Source organism: Escherichia sp. E.sYA108 (assembly GCF_011754335.1).
Taxonomy (GTDB): Bacteria; Pseudomonadota; Gammaproteobacteria; order Enterobacterales; family Enterobacteriaceae; genus Escherichia; species Escherichia coli.
In genome coordinates this window covers 2,088,665-2,110,895 of the sequence record NZ_JAAQVZ010000001.1, presented here as the reverse complement: position 1 = coordinate 2,110,895, position 22,231 = coordinate 2,088,665, and the positions used below count along the sequence as shown (strand labels likewise).

The window sequence follows — 22,231 nt, the reverse complement described above, 5'->3', positions numbered from 1 at the left end:
GCAACCTTAGCAGTTTTTATTCATAGCGTCTGCAACGTGCGGGACGAGGTCGGGTGTACCATGCAATGCCGCCTAACAAGGCACCAACCAGGGCCATAAACAGAAATCCGACCAATGCTCCTAACCACTTCCCCGCGGTAGATCCTAAATCACTTTCAAATCCCGACACGGGGGCATCGGGGATCCGGCTCATCACCCAGATGTATCGCGCCATTGCCCAGACGAAATAGCCACACCATGTATAGAAAGCCCACAAAGCCAATTTGCCGCCAGGGCTGCGAGAGAGTCTCTCTTCCATCTTTGTCGAACCGTATTCCATTTTGAGATAACCCGGAAAATTCAGACTTAGAACTATTATGTGATAAAAATCACATTTTTCCACATTGGATGAGCCAGTCAAGACTCAATCATTTTTTGAACAAATAGATAAATTTTGCGCAACGGCGGTGAATACAGGAAAATTCGATTTGAACGATTTTATTTATCTTTGATTTCGGCTTTATTAATTCATTCAATCAATATATTGGTACTGATTACAATTATACCTTTTTATTTTTCTGTGTCATCATGCCTCCGTTATTAGCCTTTTATCGTCTTGTTTATATTTTTTTTGGCCGGCATGATGCCGGCTTTTTTTATGCCTTCATTAATGTGCGCGAGATCACGCCAGCCGTTTAGCGCAACAATCATTGATACTCCCTATCTTTTCAATCAACTCATAACATATTGATATACATCCATAATATTCATGAATATTTATATTCAGAATTCATAACTATGAATTATATTAAATAGATTAGAAACATTTTGAAATCTTTTAAATACATTTGTTACATGTAATCTTTAAAATAAAATGAACTTCATAGAATAGTATCCAAATGTGCTTTTTTTGGATAACAGCACTTATTGATATATTCATGAAGATTATAATCACAAGGGAATACATAATGAAAAGAAAAGTTCTGGCAATGCTGGTCCCGGCGTTATTAGTTGCTGGCGCAGCAAATGCGGCTGAAATTTATAATAAAAATGGCAATAAAGTTGAGCTATACGGCAAGATGGTTGGTGAGCGCATTCTGACCGACCGTGAAAATGGTGAAAAAGGCGATAATTCTCAAGATACCTCTTATGCCCGTGTAGGCGTGAAAGGTGAAACTCAGATCAACCCTGAACTGACTGGTTACGGTCAGTTTGAACTAGACCTGGAAGCATCAAACAGACACAACCCTGACCAAACTCGTTTGGCATATGCTGGTTTGAGTTACAAAGATTTTGGTTCATTCGACTACGGTCGTAATGTCGGTGTCGCGTATGATGCAGAAGCATTTACTGATATGTTTGTTGAGTGGGGCGGTGACTCATGGGCTGGTACTGACCTGTTCATGACCAACCGTACCAACGGTGTTGCAACCTATCGTAACACAGATTTCTTTGGCATGGTTGAAGGTCTAAATTTTGCTCTGCAATATCAGGGTAAAAATGAAGGTACAGGCAACTACAAAGCAAATGGCGATGGCCATGGTTTATCTGCAACTTACACTATTGACGGTTTCTCATTTGCTGGTGCTTATGCAAACTCTGACCGTACTGATTGGCAGTCTGGTGATGGTAAAGGCGAAAGAGCCGAAGTTTGGGCGTTGTCAACAAAATATGACGCTAACAATGTCTATGCTGCTGTGATGTACGGTGAATCTCACAACATGAATTCCGACGACGGTGATGTTGTGAACAAAACACAAAACTTCGAAGCTGTTCTGCAATATCAGTTCGACTTTGGTCTGCGTCCATCCATCGGTTACTCCTATTCTAAAGCACTGGACGTAGCAGGTTACAAAGATTCTGATCGTCTGAACTATATTGAAATCGGTACCTGGTATTACTTCAATAAGAATATGAACGTATATACCGCTTATCAGATCAACCTGCTTGATAAGAGTGATTATGTTCTCGCTCATGGACTGAACACCGACGACCAACTGGCAGTTGGTATCGTCTACCAGTTCTAATCAGCCAACGCGCCGAGGCGTGTTACTGTAAAACATAACACCAGCCTGAGTTCGTCCCTCATCGAACTCAGGCTTTTTTTATTGGCATTTCATCTCCATCTGCGGCACACGCAATTGCCAAAGCATCTCGATACAGCCCCTTACCCTGCCCCTCCTGGCACAATATCCTCTACCAGCAACTCTTCCAGCCAACACCCCAAATGCATTTCTTTATAAATTTAATCTGTAACAAAACCGCTTCCCATATAGAAATATTTGCAAAAATAGTGCATGAAAAAAGCTTTTTCCCTACCAATCCGGGATATAAATATTCATCAGTACCACAACATTCCACAGCACTAAATCTCTCCCCATCGCCCCCAAACCTCTGATAATGGTCTAAAATCATTGAGACCACTTGCGACGACGTTACTCAATAAGGAAAGTTTGGCGTGAATAATATTCAACACCAGTGCAGCATCATCATTACATACTTATGCCCGCCAACTACCGCTTTCGATATATTGACTCAATTTTTCAGCCTGGTTAAAAATAGCGACCAGCTCAGTCGCAAATATAGTGACTACCCTAACTAAGCAACAATAAGGAATACACTATGACTGTTCAAACAAGTAAAAACCCGCAGGTCGATATTGCTGAAGATAATGCGTTCTTCCCTTCAGAATATTCGCTTAGCCAATATACGAGTCCCGTCTCTGATCTTGATGGCGTGGACTATCCAAAACCGTATCGCGGTAAACATAAAATTCTGGTGATCGCCGCGGACGAACGTTATTTGCCGACCGATAACGGAAAACTGTTCTCGACCGGTAACCATCCGATTGAAACGTTGCTGCCGTTGTATCATCTCCATGCTGCAGGTTTCGAATTCGAAGTGGCGACCATTTCCGGTCTGATGACCAAGTTTGAATACTGGGCTATGCCGCACAAAGATGAAAAAGTAATGCCATTCTTTGAACAGCATAAATCGTTATTCCGTAATCCGAAGAAACTCGCGGATGTTGTCGCCAGCCTCAACGCTGATAGCGAATATGCAGCAATCTTTGTTCCTGGTGGGCATGGCGCACTTATTGGTTTACCAGAAAGCCAGGACGTGGCTGCCGCTTTACAGTGGGCAATCAAAAATGACCGTTTTGTTATCTCCCTTTGCCACGGTCCGGCGGCTTTTCTGGCACTTCGCCACAGCGATAACCCACTGAATGGTTATTCTATTTGCGCATTCCCAGACGCCGCAGACAAACAAACGCCAGATATTGGCTATATGCCGGGTCATCTCACCTGGTACTTCGGCGAAGAGTTGAAGAAAATGGGCATGAACATCATTAATGACGACATCACCGGGCGAGTACATAAGGACCGTAAACTTCTCACCGGCGACAGTCCTTTTGCAGCGAATGCGTTGGGTAAACTGGCGGCGCAGGAAATGCTGGCAGCTTACGCGAGTTAATCCCTGTTACATTGTGATGTAAGCGCATAATCAATCGCAGCCACGTTAATACTCACGACGTGGCTGCGTTTTTTCACGGTTAACTTATGGCGTACTGAAGCCCGATGTTAATTTCTTTGCGGTAACGTAATTCGGAACACGTTATGCTTACTGAGATAGTGATACGTAGCACTTCCTCCATGTAATTCGGCAATCGCTTTGACTAAAGAAAGGCCAAGTCCCTGACCTACGGAATGACGCGAATTATCTCCCCGCCAAAATCTACGGAAGAGTTTTTCAGGCTCATTAATTTTCGTTCCAGGACTGGCGATATCAATATTAAGAGAACCGTTGGCATCAAGAAAACTGGTTATATGAATACGCGATTTTTCTGGTGAATATCGAATGGCGTTAACAATAAGATTCGATAACATTCGTTGCAGTAAAATTTTATCCGCAAAGATTTGTTGATTGCACTCGACCTTAAAACGAATCTCTTTCTCGTCTGAAAGATATTCAAGATAGTCCAAAAGATTTTCAACTTCCTTATTGAGAGAAAGCGCATCCAGTTTCACCAAAACATTGTTTTTGTCTGCCCTGGCAAGAAACAGTATATTCTCTGTTAACCGCGAAATATTTTCCAGCTCTTCAATGTTTCCGGCAATTGTTTTTTGATATTCAGCGATACTTCTGATTTGACTGAGCGTAACCTGATTCTGACCCAGTAATGCATTAATTGGCGTTCTAAGTTCATGAGCGAGATCGTCAGCAAATTGACTAAGGCGCTCAAAATCTTTGACTAAAGCATGATGCATTTTATTCAACGCCTGCCCAAGAGGTTTTAGTTCTCTCGGTAATGCGCTAACCTCAACCGGCACTCGGCTATCGTTATAATTCAGCGCTTCCGTTACGCCACTCAACTTTTTGATCTCTCGCAACCCCGTCCTGATTAACAACGGACTTAATACTGAGCACAATATAATGGCGACAATGCAAATTATAATGCTATTAATTTTATACTGTTCAAGCATATTATGTCTGGCTGAAGCCAATTTAGCCACAGTAACCGTTAATGATGGCGAAACTTCATCAATGTTAATTCGTAAAGCATCTATCTCTGTATCATTAATAATGCTTCTGTAAATGCCTGCTGCGCTGATTGTCTCACTAGCAGGTATGTTATTTAACATGTCATCACTGACATTTGTCCGGTTAACAATTTTATTGATGCCATCACCATGAATGATCAAAATATCCTGACTAACATCCATCATCCGGTTAAAGTACACAGGTAACGTATCTGGATTTACCCCATCAATTAACAACTGCTTGATCTGCGCTGTCCGGTTAATGAGTGTTGTATCATCGCGCCATTTCAACTCACTTGCCAGGCCATTATAGAGAGTCCATACAATTCCAGCGCCAGCAACAGACAGCAGCAATATAAAAAGCAAGGTTAAACGGACGGTTATAGATAATCTTTTCATTATTTTTTTACCGCTACGAATGAATAGCCCATCCCCCGGATTGTGGCGATTAGCTTTTCAGGAAAAGGATCATCAACTTTTGCGCGGAGCCTGCGAATGGCGACATCCACCGTATTGGTATCACTATCAAAGTTGATTCCCCAAATTTCACTCGCAATAACCGTTCTGGGTATAATCTCGCCAGCTCTGGAGGCCAGTAGCCAAAGTAACTGAAACTCCTTGCGCGTCAGTGTAATACTGATATTGTCCCTGCTCACACTTTGACTGACAGAGTCCATTTTTAAGCCACTGATTTCTAATGTTGAATTCAAAGCGTGATGTTGCCTTAATTGTGCCCGAACCCTTGCCAGCAACTCAGAAAATGAAAAAGGTTTTACCAGATAATCATTTGCCCCACTGTCCAGCCCTCTGACTCTGTCATCGACAGAATCCCTTGCAGTAAGGCAAATAACAGGGGTTTGCTTTGCTGTTCTTAACGTTTGTAAGATCTGCCAGCCATCCATACCCGGAAGCATAATATCCAGAATGATCAATGCATAATCATCCTTCAGCGCAAGATAAAGTCCATCTCTGCCATCAGAAACGGCATCAATGACATAACCCGCTTCGGAAAGCCCCTGCGTTACCCATTCCTGGGTCCTTTGATTATCTTCAATAAGTAGAATCTTCATGAAAATAATATGCCATAAATCATATGTTATAGAAACAACCTGGTTCATTACAAAATTGTAATGCTGCTGTAAGGTTACCCTGGACGTTTTTTCGCTATCCTCAAAACTCATTCACATGACAAGGATATAAACATGTTAAAGCGTTATTTAGTACTCTCGGTAGCAACGGCAGCATTTTCATTACCTTCTTTGGTTTATGCCGCACAACAAAACATTCTTAGCGTGCACATTTTGAACCAGCAAACAGGAAAACCCGCTGCCGACGTGACAGTCACTCTTGAAAAGAAAGCGGATAACGGCTGGTTACAACTTAATACCGCCAAAACAGATAAGGATGGACGAATTAAGGCACTGTGGCCCGAGCAAACTGCGACTACTGGCGATTACCGTGTCGTATTTAAAACCGGGGACTATTTCAAGAAACAAAATCTTGAAAGTTTCTTCCCTGAGATCCCCGTTGAATTTCATATTAATAAAGTGAACGAGCATTATCATGTGCCTTTGTTACTCAGCCAATATGGGTATTCAACCTATCGTGGCAGTTAATGCGTAAATATGTAAAAGCTGATCTCTGCTACTGTTAGGGAGGTGACTCCCTGACAGATTAACAGTAAACGGCTCTTGTTGGCTAACGACAAAAAAGTGTGATGGCTTATGAAAAAGAATCAATTTTTAAAAGAATCAGATGTTACGGCCGAGTCGGTATTCTTTATGAAGCGTCGGCAGGTGTTAAAAGCACTGGGCATCAGCGCAGCTGCATTTTCTTTGCCTCACGCTGCGCATGCCGATCTGCTTAGCTGGTTTAAAGGGAACGATCGTCCGCCCGCCCCCGCCGGAAAACCGCTGGAGTTCAGCAAGCCTGCCGCCTGGCAAAATAACCTGCCACTGACGCCAGCAGATAAAGTCTCCGGTTATAACAACTTCTATGAATTCGGGCTGGATAAAGCCGATCCCGCTGCTAATGCTGGTAGCCTGAAAACCGATCCATGGACACTGAAAATCAGCGGCGAAGTGGCAAAACCATTGACCCTCGATCATGATGATTTAACCCGTCGCTTCCCGCTGGAAGAGCGTATTTATCGTATGCGCTGCGTGGAAGCGTGGTCGATGGTGGTGCCGTGGATTGGTTTTCCGCTACACAAATTGCTGGCGCTTGCCGAACCCACCAGCAATGCGAAGTATGTCGCTTTCGAAACGATTTATGCGCCGGAACAGATGCCAGGCCAGCAGGACCGCTTTATCGGCGGCGGGCTGAAATATCCTTATGTCGAAGGATTGCGTCTCGACGAAGCAATGCATCCGCTCACACTGATGACCGTAGGTGTTTATGGCAAGGCGTTACCACCGCAAAATGGTGCGCCAGTGCGACTGATTGTGCCGTGGAAATATGGCTTTAAAGGGATTAAATCGATCGTCAGTATTAAGCTGACCCGCGAGCGTCCGCCAACCACCTGGAATCTGGTAGCGCCTGACGAATACGGTTTTTACGCCAACGTTAATCCGCATGTTGATCACCCGCGCTGGTCACAGGCTACCGAACGATTTATTGGTTCAGGCGGCATTCTCGATGTTCAGCGCCAGCCAACACTACTGTTTAATGGTTACGCCGACCAGGTGGCATCGCTGTATCGTGGCCTGGATTTGCGGGAGAATTTCTAAATGCGTCTGACAGCAAAACAGGTGACATGGCTGAAAGTTTGCCTGCATCTTGCCGGATTGTTGCCGTTTCTCTGGCTGGTCTGGGCGATCAATCACGGTGGACTGGGTGCCGATCCGGTGAAAGATATTCAGCATTTTACCGGTCGCACTGCACTGAAATTTTTGCTTGCGGCCTTGTTAATCACACCTCTGGCACGCTACGCAAAACAGCCGTTATTGATACGCACTCGCCGCCTGTTAGGCTTATGGTGCTTTGCCTGGGCGACACTGCATTTAACCAGTTACGCATTGCTGGAGTTGGGCGTGAATAATCTGGCGTTATTAGGTAAGGAGTTAATTACCCGGCCTTATTTAACGTTAGGAATTATCAGCTGGGTTATTTTGCTTGCTTTAGCGTTCACTTCAACCCAGTCGATGCAGCGAAAACTCGGCAAACACTGGCAACAGTTGCATAACTTCGTCTATCTTGTCGCGATCCTGGCCCCAATACATTATCTGTGGTCAGTGAAGATTATTTCACCGCAGCCACTCATCTACGCTGGGCTGGCTGTACTGCTTTTAGCCTTACGGTATAAGAAGTTGCTTTCCCTTTTCAACCGGTTACGCAAGCAGGCCCACAACAAATTATCTCTATAACTTCATATTGCCGACAAACTTCGCGTTATCCCGGCCGGATGCGGCGCGAGCGCCCTATCCGGCCCACACAGATCGCATCAAGTTATGTTTCGTTTGTCATCAACCTTTCATCACCAGAATAATTTATTTTATTTCAATAAGATAGTTAAATACACCTGAGAATACCATGCTCTCATTTCCTAATGAGTTGTTGCATTTTTTCATATGTTACAATATAACATTACACATCATGTACATTAACTCTGGAGGAAATTGTTTTGGCGATTCGTCTTCATAAACTGGCTGTTGCTTTAGGTGTCTTTATTGTTAGCGCTCCTGCCTTTTCGCATGGTCATCACTCACACGGCAAACCCTTAACAGAGGTCGAACAAAAAGCTGCTAATGGTGTTTTTGATGATACCAATGTACAAAACCGAACGCTCAGTGACTGGGATGGAGTCTGGCAATCCGTTTACCCTTTACTGCAAAGTGGCAAACTTGATCCCGTCTTTCAGAAGAAAGCGGATGCAGATAAAACCAAAACATTTGCTGAAATTAAAGATTATTATCGCAAAGGTTATGCGACAGATATCGAAATGATTGGCATTGAGGACGGCATTGTCGAATTCCATAGAAATAATGAAACAACATCCTGTAAATATGATTACGATGGATACAAAATACTCACCTATAAATCAGGCAAGAAAGGCGTTCGTTACTTATTCGAATGTAAAGATCCTGAAAGTAAAGCCCCTAAATATATACAATTTAGCGATCATATAATTGCACCACGAAAATCATCTCATTTTCACATTTTTATGGGTAATGATTCCCAGCAATCTTTATTGAATGAAATGGAAAACTGGCCAACGTATTATCCCTATCAGTTGAGTAGCGAAGAAGTGGTCGAGGAGATGATGTCTCATTGATTTTTTTGCGCTGACTTCAGTTATTTAACAGAACAGTGCCTGGTAGTAACAACAATAATTTACCAAGACAAATAAGTAAGAAAAACTCAGACACGCTCATACTTGAGTCGTGTCTTTTTTATTATGTCTGTAGAAAAAAACTGAGAAAAAGGCGAACAATAAATACACAACTCAGCCATACAGATTGGCAGCGCAAATGTCTCCAGGAGCAAGTCATCTGTCATGGTAAAGCTAACCAGAAATATAGGTTAATTTTGGTGTTTAAACCTTTTTTACTTGTTAGTATGATACAAAGGCTTTCAAAAAAGCTGGGAAATTCAACAACTCTTGGAAATTATGGACTTTGTCCCGCGGCTTTAATCTGACGGCCGCGTTCCTTTTTTGGCTCAATTATTGACCCCTTATCTACGCAACTTCAGTTCCCGCCAGCAACTTTGCGGCAGTTTCATAGGATCAATGTCTAAAAGAATAATGGTGACCGATAAGAAAACGACTGAATAACTGTAGATTTTCGCTCGAAACCTTCCTGTCAGACCCATAGCGAATCAAGTGCTGAATGTCACAGTATCGAACAGAAAACAGTGACGATCTAACCCTTCAAGAATATTCTACGATTGTTCTGTTTAGGAAAAGCAAGGCGGGAAGTCGGGAGATAAGTCATTGATAAAGTGGCGGAGAGAGGGTCTAAATTTTTAGTGTTCGACAATGCCCACCAAAGTGCTATTTTTCCTTTAAAAACAAAATATTGTCATTATTTTTTTGTTCGGTAGTGTATTGCTACTGTGCAAACAATCAGCTATTTTATGCAGTACCGTATGTATGGCGGGTTGTATGACAGGATTTTGCTATGCCAAAGAAGGCCAAGGAACTCTCAGGACTCGTCGTATCACGATTAAAATCCGAAGGCATGTATGCCGTTGGTGGTGTGGATGGTTTATACCTTCGCATCCGAAATCAGTCCCGTGCATGGGTTCTTTGCGTGGCTATGGGAACCCGAATCAACAATCTCGGTAGAACAGTTCCAAGACGTTTGAATATGGGTCTTGGCCCTTACCCGGAAGTCTCCTTAGCCGAAGCGCGTGACAAAGCGCGTGAGCTACGTAAACAAATCCGTAATGGTATTAATCCCCTTCAGGAAAAACACGAGCAAAAAGCCCGGCAGGAAATACTGGCCCGGAAGAAAAAGACCTTTGCCGAATGTTGTGAAGAAGTGCTGGAAGTCAAAGACAGTGAGATGAAGAACAAAAAGCATCTCGCGCAATGGCGTTCCACACTGGAGACCTATGCCTACCCTTTCATTGGCAAAAAGGCCGTTAGTGAAATCACCAAAGTCGATCTTCTGGCAATACTGGAACCTATCTGGTTAACCAAGAATGAAACCGCCAGTCGTCTACGTGGACGTATTGAAACGGTGATCGATTACGCCAAGGCCAAAGAATACTTTGAAGGTGATAATCCTGCTGCATGGAAAGGTATGCTGAAACCTCTCCTGCCTCAGCCAAGTAAAGTTCAGATCACCAAACACCATGCGGCTCTTCCCTATAACCAGATCGGCTCCTTTATGAAAGAACTGCGTGAACGAAGCGGCGTTTCGCCTCGTGCGCTTGAGTTTGCCATACTGACCGCAGCACGCTCAGGTGAAATTCGTGGTGCCGAGTGGTCAGAGATCGATCTTGAAGGTAAAACATGGACCATCCCCGCCAGTCGAATGAAAGCAACGAAGGAGCATCGAGTTCCGTTGTCTGATGCTGCTGTTGCCCTGTTAAAGGCTTTACCACGCTTTAAAGGTATCAATTTTGTATTCCCTGCCACTCGGAAGGGACAACTCTCGGATACTGCTTTACTGGCAGTCCTAAAGCGAATGGGATATACCGACTTAACGCAGCATGGGTTTAGATCGACATTCCGTGATTGGGCTGGTGAAACGACCAACTACCCGCGTGAGGTAATTGAACATGCGTTAGCTCATCAGTTGGCAAATAAGGCAGAAGCTGCGTATCAACGTGGGACGTTATGGCCTAAGCGGGTGGCGTTAATGGATGATTGGGCGGGGTATTGTATTTCTTAGACATACTTGCGGATGACAAAAGCTCAACTTCCTTTACTATACGGACAGGTATTCATATACAATAAATTTCTAATCATATTTGATTAAAGGTTTATAATTTAAGGACATACAATATGAATTATATAGATGAACATGATATAAACTACTCACGATATGGTTTTGAATCGCTTGCATTAGCTCATCCCGAAATAGATATAAAGGGATTATGGCATTGTGATTCAAAATATTATGTGTTGATTGAAAAGGATGGAATACTCACTGAGGATGACTTAAAGGAATTTGAAAAGATACAAGAAGAGCATCGTATTATTGGTAGCCCTAAATTATTACTAACACAAACACTCCCTAATAATGCAATAAAAATCGCAGGAAGAGAAAACTACGAAGTTGCTCTTTCTTTTGGCGCACCATACACAGATTCTGAGTTAGAAAACATACTTTATCAATATATAAATAAAAAATTTCATCCATTTAAATACACACTTAAATTACCATCTCTTCATCTGGTTTTGTCATTCCCAAGAAAATTGAGTGATGATGAAAAGTCAGAAATAGGAACAACATTATACAGCGTCGGTATTAAATATGTAATTGATTATTTAATAGATGATTCATTATTAAACTTTGAACTATCTGAAAAAAGGCACTCTGATGCATTAGCGTTAATACCTAATAAAGCATTACCTAAAAGTGTCCCAACAAGAGTAAGAAACCTGCATGAAGAAGATGAGGATTTCTGGCTTGATAACAGAAGTTTAATTCTCACTTCATATGACTTCGAAAAAAGTAGTGCCCTTCCAACAAGTTTTAACAAAAAAAATAGTTGTTGTTTCGTTGATGCGCAAATTTTTAAACCAGATAATATAAGAAACTATTTATCAGTTTATGAACGAGTAGTGATATCATATCCACTCATCGGACAAGACAATGACTTCTTAGACCATTTAAAAATACCGAAACAACATTTACTAGAGTTAATATCGAGAGGTAGAATTCAATTTGCATTACCACAAAACATAATAAGATATAACTTATCATTTCTTGAAGAATGCCTAAACACTAATCCTGAATGCATTATTCTGTCCAGACGATTAGCATCATCCTCAATTATTGACATCAGAAATAAAACAGGTTTTCTTGCTACAACATTTTCTTTCGAAGAAAAATTAAATGTTCTCAAAACATTGAGGGCACTGGATGGCAAAATATTCAACTTATTTATCAAGGCCCTATCTCAAAATTGGCACTCAATGGAGATGAATATCCATGAGCGTGGAGCCATGGGTGTTTCAAACATTGGCATAGCCCCCGTCATGTCAGAGTTATTCAATAGGCAAGGACGAGACCTTCTTCTTGAACTATTATTTTCTGCTATGCCATTGGAGTGGGCGATGGCATTAAATGCTGATTTTTATCCATACCACAGCAATGAGCATTCACAATATAATGCTTCTGCATGTTGTTTATATGGATATAATGGTTTTAGAATAAATGAAGAGGCTATTGTAAAATCTAAAATCGGTGAAATAGCAACAAGAATACTATCAATCGATAATGACATGTCAGCCTTAGAATTAGACGACGCAATACTTAAAGGTGATATTCCGAGGATAAGGGATTTTTCAAGATCGTTGTCTAATTTATCAAGTGAAGAGCTTGATATAAAAATTTACGAACTAAACAAAGAAATAAAAAAAATAGAAAATAAAGAAAGTAAACTTTCTTCATTAGACTTATGCGGACTTATAGCATCAACAATAGGTGTTTACGATGACAATCCATATATCCCATTTGGATTTGCCTTTTTTAAAATAATCTCTAGCGTGTTAAATTCAAATGATATTAGCTCGAAAAACATCGATAAAATAAAATCAACACTTTTAGGTACGCAAACTGAAACATTGTTAATAAAAAGAACGAAATCCAGAATGTAATTAGCATGCATTTTTTGTAAATTAACATACATGTCATATTTTTACCATTATCTTTGGCATGTATGTTAATTTGTAACAATTAATAGTATAAACGTTTAATGGGAATTTAATATTTTATTTGCATGCATATAACCTTCTAAAATTACTATAACAGTGCTCGTTCTTACTACCACTACAACGACGTTCATCATATTCCGCAATAAGTGTTCCAGATAAAAAACCATACCTTGAGTCATACATCGACCCCGGACAAGCACATGCACCTGTATCACTATTGGGTATTACACATTTATATCCAGATGTTTGATCGGTTATTGTTATAAAAATACCTTTCAGGCCATCACCGCTTGCTGTCTGCCATTTACCACTGACACACGATAACACTCGACCTGTACTGTCTCGCCCCACCAGACCATTAGGCGTACATTTCGCATTTAATGTTGCCTGACCATTCAAATGGAGATATTCACCTGCTTTGATTCTGCCTGTTGATTCAATTGTTCCATTGGATTTTATCGTTCCAGCAGTAAGATTACCTGACGCATAAATATTACCCGCATTGTTCATGTAAGCTTTAACTGTTTTACCTGTTCCTACACCAACAGTCCCTGACGCATACAAATCATAGGTGCGAACACCACCAGCCCACCCAGCAGGCAGATCGTTTGGATTAAGTCCATTCGTCGCGATACGACTACCAAACTTCGCCAGACCTGTTGTTGATAGCGTGTTCAGATAGGTGTCGGATTTTACTTTCAGGTTGTTGTTGATATTTACAGGACCATTAAGGGTAGATGTTCCACCCACACTCAGATCTGATGCAACAGACGCATTACCCGTTGTCTTAAGTGCTCCGGTTGTTGTTGTCCCTGATGCCGTCATATCTTTGATGTTTTTGATGCTCTTCCCACCAAGATTCAGATCGCCCGTCATCGGCAACGTCCCATCACGACGCAGATAAACAGAATACATTGAAGAGTTATACCCCACGCGGTAAGCCAGTAACCCACCCCCCGTGATATTGCTGTAGCTATTAGAGTTCTCACTCCACTGACCACCATAGCCGGACGCTATCTTGGTGTTTCTGCTCATCCCACCATCAACACCTGCCGCCTGAACCGCTTTTCCTAACAGGTCATAACGAATACGACCACCTTCCTCCCACGGGCTGGCGGTTGTTATAAGGCCATTAATGACATAATCAGGCGCTGTTCCTGAACGCTTTAACACAATCTTGTAGGATGCTTTTTGCGCGTTCGTTCCTGTATAGCCTACAGGTAACAGACCTTCATTAATTAATGTCTGGTAAGTGATTTCACAACCAGCAGCCGAACAGGTTCTTGGCCCCGGATCGCTACTTTGATTGTTGGATGATGACAGTGTGGAAATCTTGTCATAACGAATACTGATATAGCGGTTAACCGCTTCACCAAGCTGTTTAATCTGTGTTCCGACATTATCAGCCAATACCGCTTCCTGATCGTTTCTCATATCCTGAAACTTCATAAAAGCGATAAGCGTTCCAATACCTAACACAATCGTCACTTCCAGTAAGGTAAATCCTTTTTTCTTTATCATAATTATCTCCCTGTTTTAGCAATAAGAAAGAAAAGGGCCTGCGCCCTCTTCATTAAATAGACGTGAAAACTAATGTATTACTTGTGGCATTCGTACATGCTGCTGCCGTAGCTGCCACATCGAGTGTTCCTCCTGCGGCTTTAACAACCTTGGTTCCAACCGTAGTAATGTAGAAATTACCTGCCGCCGCTGTCGCAATCTTCACACATTCCGCTGCTGGCACATTATCGTATGTGATAGTGAAAGAAGAGCCAGTCGCTGATGACGGACCTGTCGCTGTAGCAGCCAGCGTCACATTACCTTTAAAGGCATTGATGGGTTTAGCAGCCGTTCCTGACCCACTTAACATATTGTCAGGGAAGATTTTTGCCTGAACAGCCACAGTATTTGTCAGGCCAGTAAAGCTTGATGCCGACGTGTATAACGCTTTAACACCTGCCTGTATGGTGGCAATGTTATTGGATTCTGCCTGCGCTCTTTGTGAAGCCTGAACCTTGGGATAAACGATAAAAGCAGCTACCACTAATGCAGCAATGATGCCCAAAACAAGTAATAGTTCGAGTAGTGAGAAACCTTTCTTGCTTTTTCTTTTGTTATTTAATAAAACCATTATTATCTCCTTTTTTGTTTTAATGATAACTCCTGTTATAACGCTTCTCTGATATCTGGCAATAGAAAGAGCAAGATATATTTAACTCTGTCTGACAGACGGATGAATTAAAAAAGGCAAAGATTTCTCTTTGCCTTCCGGGAGATTTAAAAACAATATTTGTTATCACTACTACTGTCATTACTACTTCCTCATGGGATATTTATCATATCTGATAAAAAAGTAATAATGACGTTCACTACATAAAGATAAAAATTAACAGATTACTGGTCAAACAGAACGCATGATTGAAAAGGAAAAAAATATTAATAAAGGATTATCCTGCATTCTGTTCTTTTATATAGATAACAGATAATAATTAGATATCAATACCTGAATCAAAATAAATTTAAAGATTTTTATTTTTGTCTTCTATCCATTTGCGCGAGAAACTTCCTGCCTGCTTTTATATACGTTATTCTTTCAATATCATTCAGGTCAGATACTGAAAGCAAAATCCCCATAACAAGCTCTTTATCCACCTGTTCGATATCGCAATGCATAGCCTTAGCTACTTCCGCACCAAGAATAATCTTTAGCCTTGTTTCAACTTTCTTACGTTCTGATTTCTCCAGAGACTTAAGACGATTAAGTTCTAGTTGAGCAAAAGCAACCTTTTGCTTTAATGTTTTTTCTGTTCTTGTTTTTTTACTTTCATTATCCATAGTTATCACCTCTTGCTGTTTATACGTATTTAATTATCACAAAGAGAAATAACGTCAAATTTACACCATTTTGTAAGAGAGAATGATTCTGATACATTTCTTTATAAATATGTGCAACGCATATGATAGTAATTACTAACTTAAAATACCCCGCACTCTCCGCGTTACTTATTTTTGCGCATTCGTGCTTTTATTTTTACCTGTCATTTTCAAACTCTATTTCCCAATCTCAACCTGTGAATTGTGCAACACATAACACTGTCTGTTTTATTCGTTTTTTTCATCAAATTTAGCAGCCCCGCCTTACGGCGGGAATAATTAATACTTCTTTTGCCCTTACGGGCCTTATCTTTACTCTTTTTGTCCTGTGGACGTGAAACCTACACCTTTAATCCAGTTTGCGCCGCTTAACCCGGCGTATTATTTTACAACCATACATATATTTCGTATTAATTAATAAGAGGGGCATTTTACATTGGCTTATTTTTTTAAAGACAATGCCCACCTATACACTGCTACGCAGTGTGTGGGGTCTACCGACGGTTGCCTGCCGCAGGCTAAAAGCAAAACCAAGGTCAACGTCAACCCCGAAGTTTTTCTTACGAAAAACTAACAGTAGCTTATATATTTGAGATTATATTTTTAATGGCGATTTTTCATCTGGATTTTAAAATTGTGAAACGAAGCGAAGGCATGACTTCCGTTGCGAAAGCTGCCTACCATGCCCGTACACGTATTACAGATGATCGCATTGGCGAAACATTTGATTTCAGCCACAGAACAGATCTTCATGGTCATATTTTATTAGCCCCTGTTTCAGCACCTGCTCACATTGTTGAAAGTTCCTCAGCACTCTGGAATGAAGTTGAAAGAGTGGAACGCCAGAACAACGGTCAAACAGCCCGTTATTTTGATGTTGCTATACCTGTAGAACTCAACAACGATGATAAGAAAAAATTGGTTGCCGAATACTGTCAGAAGAACTTTGTTGATAAAGGAATGATTGCTGATATCGCATTTCATGACTTGGATAGTAAGAATCCCCATGCTCACGTCATGTTAACCCTGAAAACCATTGGTCCAGACGGCTTCGGTAAAAAAGACAGAAGCTGGAATGATAAGAAGATAATGATCCAATGGCGTGAATCATGGGCCACCATGTCAAACAGCTACCTTGAAGCCGCAGGCAGTGAAGAACGTATCGATCACCGTTCTCTCAGGACACAATGTGCTGATGCCCTTGCTCAAGCAGAGGAAGCATTCAGCGCTGAAGAGAAAGCATTCTGGCTTGCCAAAGCAACAGAAACAAACCGCCCGGCAATGCAACGTGTTCATCGTGCTAAATGGAATGACACCGAGTCACAGGAACAACGAGCTGCCGAACAAGCTCAACGTGATCAGCAAATAGAGGAAGCGAAGAAGGTCTATACGACATTCAGTGAGCTACCACTGGAGATCGTGGTTGATGTCAGAAGCTTTACGATTACACATCTTGCTGAACCCGAAGAGATCATTATCCCTGACTACCCAGCAACAGTAGAACCGCAACCGGCTATGGCGACACCTACCACAAGCAGAAGACCAGCAGCAAAATCTTACCGTAATCCCAATAAGGTCAGTAAAGTAAATGTTTCAGGGAAGAAATCCCCTGTTCTGGTTGTTCCTGAACCAAAAGCATCCACTAAATTGAAAACCCCATCTCTTCAAAACACCAGAGCGGTGAACCGTGCTCCCCTACATATCAGAAAGCAGACCAAGCCACGACAAAATGGTTTGTTTAAACGTTTCACACTACTCATCGTAGACTTCCTGAAAGAGAGATTTGTATGGGCGAGAAGGAAAACTGATACCACTGATGCTGACCATGATAAGCGTATCGCTGAAAATTATGTGTTTGATGAAGTGCTGGGTGTCAATGTTCCACGCTCGGAGTTTGAAAGACGCGCTAAGTTTAACAATAACCAAACATCACAAGAAGCAGGAGTCTATGGTAACGAATCAAATATTAACAAGACTGTTCGTTTCCCAAATCGTTTTGAGCAAGAACAAACGGAGGTCAATAAACACATGGAATTTATACTGTCTATTGGTGGAAAACCTTCTATGCCAAAGTTAAAACAAACTAACAGAAAATCTAACATCAAATAGTAATGTTATCCCCACTATTAATTTTTAATCAAATGCATGTTACATAGGCTCAAAATGTGATAGCATATGAAAACATAGAATTTTTTATATGCTTGGTGAATGTTTTGGGCAACAATATGTATAATATCCTTTTCTTCATCTTTCTTTCAATAGCAATTCCATTCCTTTTATTCCTCGCATGGAAACAGCACCTAAAAACCAAAGAGATTCGTTCATATCTATTGAAAGAGGGATATAATATTATTTTCAACGGAGAAGGTAACTCATATCTCGCGTTTAATATTAGTAATGCGACATTTCGCGCAGGTAATTTAACTTCCAATGATTATTTTCAAGCATCAATTTCTTATATCCACGATTATAGATGGGAGTGGAAGGAGGTTGAGGCAAAGAAAATAAATAATATATTTATTATTTACATTTCGAATATTGATTTCCCTTCCCAAAAACTATTTTATCGCAATAATAAATCTTTAGCAGAAATAGACTGGGCAAAATTACAAGCAATTTTTCATCAACCATATGAAATACAGAATGACGTCATGCAAGATAACAATAATACGCACTATGATTTTTTCATATCCCATGCAAAAGAGGATAAAGATACTTTTGTCAGACCACTGGTAGACGAGTTAAATAGACTTGGTGTAATTATTTGGTATGATGAACAGACACTTGAAGTCGGCGATAGCTTAAGGAGAAATATTGATTTAGGCCTAAGAAAAGCAAATTATGGCATAGTCATACTTTCTCATAACTTTCTAAACAAGAAATGGACACAATACGAATTAGATAGTTTAATTAATCGTGCAGTGTATGATGATAATAAGATTATATTGCCAATCTGGCATAATATCAATGCTCAAGAGGTATCTAAATACAGCCATTATTTGGCGGATAAAATGGCACTGCAAACTTCTTTATATAGCGTTAAGGAAATAGCAAGAGAGTTGGCTGAAATAGCATACAGGAGAAGATAAAGCAATAAATCATAAGTGCTTAATATCTTCGATGCATAAAATTAATTGTATTAGCACATCTAAATAGTATGTTTGTTATGGAATGAGTGTTCCGTGCTCATTCCACATATTGTTTAGTATACGTTGAAATATTACAGACCTAGCTTAGTATAAACAGATGTAGGGTATAGATAACTACCACTATTTGAACTTGAGTAATAGTTAACACAGTAATTATCTAATGCATATTTAATAATTTTAGGTTGGAAAGAGACAGATACTGTATAATGTTCTGAATCTAAAAGTGGTTTAGGAATGAAGTTCTTATCGACTGTTCTATCTCCGTCTAAATTAGCTATTACAACAGGAAGATTAAATTCTACGATAAGATCTATTTCATGGGCAAGAAACGATACTCCATCGCTACCTTTTCTCTTAGTATTACCGCTTCCCAACAGTACTACTTGTTTAGCATTTTTCATCCTTTCGCGGAGGTTTCGCTTTATGGTTTCAGGTTTACTTGTATCCCTTGAAATAAAGAGATCATGAGCATCAAAAAAGTTAAAGTCTATTTTTTCATTTGCTTTCCATGCCTCCATAAGACGATAAAACTTTATATCTTCACTTGCAAAAGCCACATATGTCTTATTACGATAACTCATATAGTCCCCATGAAGCAGTCAACATTAGTATCAACATGTTGAAAATACCTTATATATCAGATAGTGTAAACATCATTTATAAGAAACTACTATCAACACACTTGAATTACATATAATTAACAAGGTTGGTACAAAAATGGCGAAAGTTAATTTTTTCGATAAGCGTATACTTAAAAAATTTTCAGACTACACATCAACTATTAGTACCATATTTTCACTTTTTTTGATTTTTGTAGACATTCCAACAGAAAACAAACTAACACTTGGTATTATATTTTTAATTATTTTATTCTTACTGTATTTCGGCATATGGTTTAAATCAAATAATCTTTCGGAAATTAATTTAGATGTTGAGGGCAGCATTGTTACTGTAAAAGCAGGCGATTTATTCAGACAAGATGGATTCAAGGTCATTGCTTTTAATGAATATTTTGACACGCAAGTTGATGATGTTATCATTTCTCATAATTCACTTAATGGATTATATATTGATAACTATTTAGCGGGATCCGTATCTGATTTGGACCATCGTATTTCAAATCATCAGTTTGAAGAAGATGAACTGCTTGAGGTCAACCATAAAAGAAAAGTGGGTAAAACACAAAAATATTCGCTAGGAACTATCTTCGTTAATAATGATTATCTATTAACTGCGTTTTCAAAATTTGACGACAAAAATAGAGCTTTTCTTACAATGCCGGATTATCTAGCATTTTTAATAAATTTTTGGGACAAAGTTAATCGTATATATGCTCAAAAAAGTGTCTCTGTTCCTATCTTTGGATCTGGAATCACTAGAATAAAGGAACATAAAAATATTAGCGATGAGGATTTACTTAAAATAATGTTGTGGACTTTTAGAATAAGTGAAATGAGGTTTAAATTTCCGGCAAAGCTTACTATCGTTATCCACAAAGATAAGATAGATAAAATAAACTTATTGGATATAAAATCAGCGAGAAATGGTCTTTAGTTATATTTATATATGGGCGAACTATGAAAGGTCGCCCATCATATAATTCTTTTCGTTTTTTATATCTTTCGCCTAAACACAACATTATCAGAGAATATCGCCTTACCAGCTATAAACCCAACAACCGCAATTATTGGTAGACTGATAGTAGCTCCTGCCATACCTGTTGACATACCGATCAACGTCGATAAACCAAAAGTCAACAACAAAACAACAGCAGCATACCAGCCGGGATAAGTGCCATATAACACAGTCGCTAAGCAACCTGTGCAAACGTGAACCCCACGCTGGCTCTCTTTGAAACAGAACGGGCATTTGATGGTATTGTTTTCCATATTGGTTTCCTTAATTGGCTTTCCAGCCATTGCTGGTCTTAAAGAGATTCATGGCACCATCAGCAGGTTCATTCATTCCTTTAACGCTGGCGAATGCTTTTTTGTCAATCCAGCCCGGAACGTCAACCAGCTTCCACGTATAAGTCACGCGAACTACTTTCTGATTACCGTTTCCCGGCTCAGTCCATTCCTTAATCCCGTCAACAGCACGACGACCAACACAGGCACCATCTGTTGTGCTCCAGACTTTGGCTTTTTTGCCTTCCTCTGTTATCCCTAATACGTTCGAATCATAGCCCTGCTCAAAGACCATCATTCCCTGCTCTACAAATCCATCGAGGATCACTGAATTCGTCCCTGTACCAGTCGAATCAAGTCGTGGCTTGGCAAGACGGATGGGGAAGCTGGTGTTATTGTTATCCAGCGAGAAGCAATATTTGTCCTGCCCTATCTTGGCATTGATCGCCTTCTCAAAATCACCTTTCTCACCACATCCCGCCAGTGCCAGAGCTGCGCCAGCAACGAGTAAAATCTTCTTCATCTGCTTATCCATCCTGATAATCAAAGTGCCTAAATTTTTGACCAAATCTGGTCAGGGCTAGAGTTGTTGCGGGATCCGGCTGATATCACATGGCAAAACCACCGCTTAACCAATTGATAGGATTCAATTCTTTTAGCGTCTCGTCATATCGTTTAAAACGATCAAAAACAACCTCATGATAGCCAATAGCTATCATAAATAAATATTCGATCGATAAAAACAATTAATAACCGATCAATATCATTGTTTTAATCGTTAAAGCCTATCAATAATTAATTATCGATCTTTTATATCGATCATGATTTCAAGTTCTGATAGCCTTGCAACGCCGAGACCGACGCCATGAGCTTGGTGCTGTAGGACGTATAAAACGTAGCAAAGCTCTGTGAGCAGGTTCAGTCTCTTTAACTCATTTACATGGAGGAAGTAAGATTGGAAGCAGTAGGTATCGTATTTTTAGTGGTGCTCTTCATCATCATCATGACAGCAGTAGATATACAAAAGAAAAAGCACTACAACAGCTTTACGGAAGTTCTGGACGGCGACATTCTTTCGTATGAATGCCAACAGACAGGTATTGTTATTGATACTCAAAAACATACTGTCCGTATTTTCAATAAAGATAAAGACAGCACATATACTTTTGATCAAATTCGAGAAATAAATTATACGCTTTCAGAGGGGGGTAAGTTTTATGGCAATGGAACATTACGAGGTATGAATAATGCGGCTATTGCTAACTGGAGAGAACAACTTTCAGCGAATAAACGGTCTGGCCTAAATATTTTAACCGATGATATTAAAAATCCCATGTGGAAAGTTAATGTTCCCCTGAAAAATTTAAGCACCTCAAATCACGAACTTTGCGAGCGATGGATGCTGGTATTTAAAAAGTATGTTTTCTGAGTCTCACCTTTCATCTATTT

Annotated in this window: 21 protein-coding genes; 12 read left to right on the top strand and 9 right to left on the bottom strand. The window is 40.3% G+C overall.

All coding sequences use genetic code 11. The features are described from left to right. Positions 1 to 16: 16 nt before the first annotated feature. Entirely contained in the window at positions 17 to 298 is a 282-nt protein-coding gene (gene drpB, locus HBM92_RS09725) for a cell division protein DrpB (protein WP_001441990.1), read from the bottom strand. Positions 299 to 947: 649 nt separating this feature from the next. Between drpB and HBM92_RS09720 the strand changes: the two genes are divergently transcribed. Both HBM92_RS09720 and hchA read left to right on the top strand, forming a co-directional pair. After that, positions 948 to 2,006 carry a porin gene (locus tag HBM92_RS09720; RefSeq protein WP_000824389.1) on the top strand — a complete coding sequence of 353 codons (1,059 nt, stop codon included), beginning with the start codon at positions 948 to 950 and terminating at the stop codon, positions 2,004 to 2,006. A gap of 595 nt (positions 2,007 to 2,601) precedes the next feature. Then, positions 2,602 to 3,453 carry a glyoxalase III HchA gene (hchA, locus tag HBM92_RS09715; RefSeq protein WP_000218217.1) on the top strand — a complete coding sequence of 284 codons (852 nt, stop codon included), beginning with the start codon at positions 2,602 to 2,604 and terminating at the stop codon, positions 3,451 to 3,453. Positions 3,454 to 3,560: 107 nt separating this feature from the next. Here hchA and hprS read toward each other — a convergent pair whose 3' ends face one another. Both hprS and hprR read right to left on the bottom strand, forming a co-directional pair. Next, positions 3,561 to 4,919: a two-component system sensor histidine kinase HprS gene (hprS, locus tag HBM92_RS09710; protein ID WP_000826735.1), complete on the bottom strand. Its 1,359-nt coding sequence runs from the start codon at positions 4,917 to 4,919 to the stop codon at positions 3,561 to 3,563. Continuing rightward, positions 4,919 to 5,590 (bottom strand): response regulator transcription factor HprR, encoded by a 672-nt coding sequence (gene hprR, locus HBM92_RS09705; protein WP_001347103.1) that lies wholly within the window; start codon positions 5,588 to 5,590, stop codon positions 4,919 to 4,921. Before hprR ends, hprS begins: the two co-directional genes overlap by 1 nt. Positions 5,591 to 5,722: 132 nt before the next feature. On the opposite strand from hprR, the gene hiuH reads away from it, so the two are divergent. The 6 genes from hiuH to HBM92_RS09675 all read left to right on the top strand — a co-directional run bounded on the left by hiuH (position 5,723) and on the right by HBM92_RS09675 (position 12,795). Continuing rightward, entirely contained in the window at positions 5,723 to 6,136 is a 414-nt protein-coding gene (gene hiuH / locus HBM92_RS09700; RefSeq protein WP_000920127.1) for a hydroxyisourate hydrolase, read from the top strand. A 108-nt stretch (positions 6,137 to 6,244) separates the two neighbouring features. Next, positions 6,245 to 7,249, top strand: a complete 1,005-nt coding sequence (gene msrP / locus HBM92_RS09695; protein ID WP_000740068.1) for a protein-methionine-sulfoxide reductase catalytic subunit MsrP — start codon at positions 6,245 to 6,247, stop codon at positions 7,247 to 7,249. Beyond that, positions 7,250 to 7,885: a protein-methionine-sulfoxide reductase heme-binding subunit MsrQ gene (gene msrQ / locus HBM92_RS09690; protein WP_001240078.1), complete on the top strand. Its 636-nt coding sequence runs from the start codon at positions 7,250 to 7,252 to the stop codon at positions 7,883 to 7,885. It begins immediately after the preceding gene. A gap of 257 nt (positions 7,886 to 8,142) precedes the next feature. Continuing rightward, entirely contained in the window at positions 8,143 to 8,793 is a 651-nt protein-coding gene (zinT, locus tag HBM92_RS09685; RefSeq protein WP_001007778.1) for a metal-binding protein ZinT, read from the top strand. A gap of 847 nt (positions 8,794 to 9,640) precedes the next feature. Then, positions 9,641 to 10,861 carry a tyrosine-type recombinase/integrase gene (locus HBM92_RS09680; RefSeq protein WP_001298509.1) on the top strand — a complete coding sequence of 407 codons (1,221 nt, stop codon included), beginning with the start codon at positions 9,641 to 9,643 and terminating at the stop codon, positions 10,859 to 10,861. Positions 10,862 to 10,974: 113 nt separating this feature from the next. Continuing rightward, positions 10,975 to 12,795, top strand: a complete 1,821-nt coding sequence (locus HBM92_RS09675) for a hypothetical protein (protein ID WP_001106251.1) — start codon at positions 10,975 to 10,977, stop codon at positions 12,793 to 12,795. A 114-nt stretch (positions 12,796 to 12,909) separates the two neighbouring features. Here the strand turns inward: HBM92_RS09675 and pilV are convergent, their stop codons facing one another. From pilV to HBM92_RS09660, 3 genes are all read right to left on the bottom strand, one after another. Continuing rightward, positions 12,910 to 14,373 carry a shufflon system plasmid conjugative transfer pilus tip adhesin PilV gene (gene pilV, locus HBM92_RS09670; RefSeq protein WP_000592086.1) on the bottom strand — a complete coding sequence of 488 codons (1,464 nt, stop codon included), beginning with the start codon at positions 14,371 to 14,373 and terminating at the stop codon, positions 12,910 to 12,912. Between the two features lie 52 nt (positions 14,374 to 14,425). Then, the gene (locus HBM92_RS09665) at positions 14,426 to 14,983 is read right to left on the bottom strand and encodes a type 4 pilus major pilin (protein ID WP_000243503.1); all 558 of its coding nucleotides are present in this window, start codon (positions 14,981 to 14,983) and stop codon (positions 14,426 to 14,428) included. A 398-nt stretch (positions 14,984 to 15,381) separates the two neighbouring features. Beyond that, positions 15,382 to 15,687 carry a conjugal transfer protein TraD gene (locus HBM92_RS09660; protein ID WP_000368352.1) on the bottom strand — a complete coding sequence of 102 codons (306 nt, stop codon included), beginning with the start codon at positions 15,685 to 15,687 and terminating at the stop codon, positions 15,382 to 15,384. Between the two features lie 645 nt (positions 15,688 to 16,332). On the opposite strand from HBM92_RS09660, the gene mobQ reads away from it, so the two are divergent. Both mobQ and tcpC read left to right on the top strand, forming a co-directional pair. Continuing rightward, a complete protein-coding gene (mobQ, locus tag HBM92_RS09655; protein ID WP_000964096.1) occupies positions 16,333 to 17,835 on the top strand; it encodes a MobQ family relaxase in 1,503 nt (500 codons plus the stop codon). A 56-nt stretch (positions 17,836 to 17,891) separates the two neighbouring features. Continuing rightward, positions 17,892 to 18,815, top strand: a complete 924-nt coding sequence (tcpC, locus tag HBM92_RS09650; protein ID WP_000562556.1) for an NAD(+) hydrolase TcpC — start codon at positions 17,892 to 17,894, stop codon at positions 18,813 to 18,815. Positions 18,816 to 18,946: 131 nt separating this feature from the next. On the opposite strand, the gene HBM92_RS09645 is transcribed toward tcpC, so the two are convergent. Beyond that, entirely contained in the window at positions 18,947 to 19,456 is a 510-nt protein-coding gene (locus HBM92_RS09645; RefSeq protein WP_000122165.1) for a TIR domain-containing protein, read from the bottom strand. 136 nt (positions 19,457 to 19,592) lie between these two features. Between HBM92_RS09645 and HBM92_RS09640 the strand changes: the two genes are divergently transcribed. Further along, the gene (locus tag HBM92_RS09640) at positions 19,593 to 20,429 is read left to right on the top strand and encodes a macro domain-containing protein (protein WP_001151469.1); all 837 of its coding nucleotides are present in this window, start codon (positions 19,593 to 19,595) and stop codon (positions 20,427 to 20,429) included. A gap of 59 nt (positions 20,430 to 20,488) precedes the next feature. Here the strand turns inward: HBM92_RS09640 and HBM92_RS09635 are convergent, their stop codons facing one another. Beyond that, positions 20,489 to 20,764, bottom strand: a complete 276-nt coding sequence (locus HBM92_RS09635; RefSeq protein WP_000430097.1) for a hypothetical protein — start codon at positions 20,762 to 20,764, stop codon at positions 20,489 to 20,491. 10 nt (positions 20,765 to 20,774) lie between these two features. Continuing rightward, positions 20,775 to 21,305: a lipoprotein gene (locus HBM92_RS09630; protein ID WP_000722536.1), complete on the bottom strand. Its 531-nt coding sequence runs from the start codon at positions 21,303 to 21,305 to the stop codon at positions 20,775 to 20,777. Between the two features lie 432 nt (positions 21,306 to 21,737). Here HBM92_RS09630 and HBM92_RS09625 point away from each other — a divergent pair, with 432 nt between their 5' ends. Further along, positions 21,738 to 22,211, top strand: coding sequence for a DUF4755 domain-containing protein (locus tag HBM92_RS09625; RefSeq protein ID WP_001298513.1), 474 nt, complete (start codon positions 21,738 to 21,740; stop codon positions 22,209 to 22,211). Positions 22,212 to 22,231: the final 20 nt, after the last annotated feature.

Bases quoted from the DNA above. Each gene is read 5' to 3' on its own strand.
- mobQ (WP_000964096.1), top strand. From the start codon at position 16,333: ATGGCGATTTTTCATCTGGATTTTAAAATTGTGAAACGAAGCGAAGGC.
- HBM92_RS09630 (WP_000722536.1), bottom strand. From the start codon at position 21,305: ATGAAGAAGATTTTACTCGTTGCTGGCGCAGCTCTGGCACTGGCGGGA.
- pilV (WP_000592086.1), bottom strand. From the start codon at position 14,373: ATGATAAAGAAAAAAGGATTTACCTTACTGGAAGTGACGATTGTGTTA.
- hchA (WP_000218217.1), top strand. From the start codon at position 2,602: ATGACTGTTCAAACAAGTAAAAACCCGCAGGTCGATATTGCTGAAGAT.
- HBM92_RS09660 (WP_000368352.1), bottom strand. From the start codon at position 15,687: ATGGATAATGAAAGTAAAAAAACAAGAACAGAAAAAACATTAAAGCAA.
- msrP (WP_000740068.1), top strand. From the start codon at position 6,245: ATGAAAAAGAATCAATTTTTAAAAGAATCAGATGTTACGGCCGAGTCG.
- HBM92_RS09665 (WP_000243503.1), bottom strand. From the start codon at position 14,983: ATGGTTTTATTAAATAACAAAAGAAAAAGCAAGAAAGGTTTCTCACTA.
- msrQ (WP_001240078.1), top strand. From the start codon at position 7,250: ATGCGTCTGACAGCAAAACAGGTGACATGGCTGAAAGTTTGCCTGCAT.
- HBM92_RS09645 (WP_000122165.1), bottom strand. From the start codon at position 19,456: ATGAGTTATCGTAATAAGACATATGTGGCTTTTGCAAGTGAAGATATA.
- HBM92_RS09720 (WP_000824389.1), top strand. From the start codon at position 948: ATGAAAAGAAAAGTTCTGGCAATGCTGGTCCCGGCGTTATTAGTTGCT.
- HBM92_RS09635 (WP_000430097.1), bottom strand. From the start codon at position 20,764: ATGGAAAACAATACCATCAAATGCCCGTTCTGTTTCAAAGAGAGCCAG.
- hprR (WP_001347103.1), bottom strand. From the start codon at position 5,590: ATGAAGATTCTACTTATTGAAGATAATCAAAGGACCCAGGAATGGGTA.
- hprS (WP_000826735.1), bottom strand. From the start codon at position 4,919: ATGAAAAGATTATCTATAACCGTCCGTTTAACCTTGCTTTTTATATTG.
- HBM92_RS09640 (WP_001151469.1), top strand. From the start codon at position 19,593: ATGGCGAAAGTTAATTTTTTCGATAAGCGTATACTTAAAAAATTTTCA.
- drpB (WP_001441990.1), bottom strand. From the start codon at position 298: ATGGAAGAGAGACTCTCTCGCAGCCCTGGCGGCAAATTGGCTTTGTGG.
- HBM92_RS09675 (WP_001106251.1), top strand. From the start codon at position 10,975: ATGAATTATATAGATGAACATGATATAAACTACTCACGATATGGTTTT.
- hiuH (WP_000920127.1), top strand. From the start codon at position 5,723: ATGTTAAAGCGTTATTTAGTACTCTCGGTAGCAACGGCAGCATTTTCA.
- HBM92_RS09680 (WP_001298509.1), top strand. From the start codon at position 9,641: ATGCCAAAGAAGGCCAAGGAACTCTCAGGACTCGTCGTATCACGATTA.